At 37.2% G+C, this 2,757-nt stretch carries 1 protein-coding gene; it reads left to right on the top strand.

The genetic code is table 11. The features are described 5' to 3' along the window. The coding region (locus CHRY9293_RS18270; protein WP_162034288.1) for a condensation domain-containing protein at positions 1-2,757 on the top strand (2,757 nt) is incomplete at both ends.

Here is a 2,757-nt window from a genome sequence, read left to right as displayed (position 1 = left end):
TGATAGAACATAAGAGTGTGGTTCGTTTATTCAGTGCTACAAATCATTGGTATGGATTTACGGATAAAGATGTATGGAGTTTATTCCATTCGTATGTTTTTGACTTTAGTGTATGGGAGATGTGGGGAGCCTTACTTCATGGAGGAAAGCTATTGATTCCTAGCTTAGAACAAACCAAAGATTTACATCTCTTCTTTGATGTATGTTATAGGGAAGGAGTAACGGTATTAAATCAAACTCCCACAGCATTCTATCAATTTACAGAAGTGGCTTTATCTAAGGATGTAGAACTCTCTAGCCTTCGTTATGTCATATTCGGAGGAGAGGCGTTGAATTTTGCTTCTTTGGAACCTTGGTATGGTCGTTATTCTGAAGCTCCTCTTTTAATCAATATGTATGGAATCACCGAAACGACAGTTCACGTGAGCTATAGACCTTTAGATTCAGAAGAATTAGGAAGTGCGTCTATCATAGGAACTCATATTCCGGATCAACGGATTTATGTGTTGGATGAGTATTTACGTCCAGTACCCTTGGGAGCTGTAGGAGAATTATATATAGGAGGTTCGGGATTATCAAGAGGTTATTTAAACCTTGCTGAGCTTACCTCAGAGCGTTTTCTCTTGAATCCTTTCCAGAGTGAAGAAGAGAAAGCAATAGGCTATAATGATCGTATGTATAAGACAGGAGATTTAGGCCGTTATCTTGCTAATGGAGATTTGGAATATATAGGTAGAAATGATTTTCAGGTAAAGATACGAGGGTATAGGATAGAATTGGGAGAGATAGAAAACGCCTTATTGAGTTATGCAGGTATTCGTCAGGCTGTAGTTTTAGCCAAGGAGAATAGTTCAGGCTTAAAATACTTGGTAGGTTATTATGTATCGGATAATGCAGTTAATCATGAAGACTTATCTGTGTATTTATCAGGATTACTTCCGGAGTATATGGTTCCTTCGGTGTATGTTCATTTGGAAGAGTTTCCTCTTACGATTAATGGAAAGTTGGATCGCAAGGCTTTACCTGAACCTAACTTCACAGGAGATAAGGAGTATATCGCTCCAACGACTGTTCTTGAAAAACAATTAGCAGAGATCTATGGTGAGGCTTTAGGTTTACCAGTAGAAAGTATAGGTATCCATGATGATTTCTTTCGCTTGGGAGGAAACAGTATTATGGCTATTAAACTGATTAGCAAGATTCATCAAGGATTAGGCTTACAGGTAAGTGTAGCAATGGTGTTTAGTCATAAAACGATCTTTGGATTAGCAGGTGCACTTGAAGGTTTATCAATTGATATTGTAGAGATTATCCGTCCTATAGTGGTTCATCATCCTGAGGACCAACTTTTATCTTTTGCTCAGGAGCGTTTATGGTTTATTGATCAGTATGAAGGAGGAAGCTCCGCGTATAATATTCCTATGGTTTTTGGCTTGTCATCACAAGTTGATCTTAGCATTTTAGAAGAATCCTTTAAAGTTCTTATATCAAGACATGAGATTCTACGTACATTGATTGTAACCAGTTCAGAGGGAGTAGGGTATCAATATGTGAGTAATGAGGAGTTCAGTATTAAAGAGACTTATGTAGAGAGTTCTAAGCAGTTAGAAGATCTTATATCTCAAGAAATTACCAGGGTTTTTGATTTATCTAAAGAACTTCCTATTTCAGTTTGTGTATTCCATGAGAAAGAAAAGACTAACACTAATAAAACAAAGAAAAAGCAGGATACCCCAAATAAGAGTGAGATTACGTCTTATATCAGTATAGTTATTCACCATATAGCTTTTGATGGTTGGTCTAGTGATATCTTTTTAGAAGAGCTAGGTATTATTTATAGGGATTTGTTATTGGGTGATCCGGTTTCTTTACCCTCTTTACGAATTCAATATAAAGATTTTGCTTTATGGCAAAGGGGCTATCTTCAAGGTGAAGTATTGGATAGACAGTTGGATTATTGGAAGACTAAACTATTGGGAGTTGAGGCTTTACATCTTCCTTTGGATTATGTGCGTCCTACACGGCTTTCTTATGAAGGACATACAGTATGTTTTAATATCTCGGATACTTTAAGCGAAGACCTTCGATTCTTATCTCGAGACTTAGGAGTTAGTTTATACAGTGTAATGCTGGGAGGATATTATTTGCTATTATCCTCTTATTCGGGACAAAAGGATATTGTATTAGGTACTGTGGTGGCTAATCGCCATCATGCAGGTTTAGAGGATTTGATCGGCTTTTTTGTCAATACCTTAGTCCTTCGGGAGGAGATTGATTATGGAGTATCAGTAAGAGACTTTATTTTGCAAGTTTCGGATTCAGTATCTGAGGCTCAGATGCATCAGGATGTACCTTTTGAGAAATTGGTAGAAGAGTTGGGAGTAGTTCAGGATATATCTCGTCATCCTCTATTCCAAGTGATGTTTGGCTTACAGAGTTTTGGAAATGCTACTAATCAAAAATATGTTGGAGACTCTTTGTTTCAACAAATTGAAGAAAGGCTGGCCTATGATGTAGTGAAGTTTGATTTGAGTGTTATGATAGATGATGATGGAGAAAGTTTATCGGGAAGTTTTAATTATGCTCGAGGATTATTCAAGGAAAGTACGATTGATCAGATGGTTAAGACGTATGTATATCTTTTAGAGCAGATGGTATGCCATCAAAAAGAAGTTGGCTCAAAGTTACGGCTTGAAGACTTATCTTGGGTAAGAGAAGAAGAGTATAGTGGAGATGGGATCTTCTCCAGTCTTTTGG

It is taken from the genome of Chryseobacterium potabilaquae, from assembly GCF_902728265.1.
GTDB classification, from domain to species: Bacteria; Bacteroidota; Bacteroidia; order Flavobacteriales; family Weeksellaceae; genus Chryseobacterium; species Chryseobacterium potabilaquae.
This window is presented reverse-complemented; position numbering and strand designations above follow the sequence as displayed.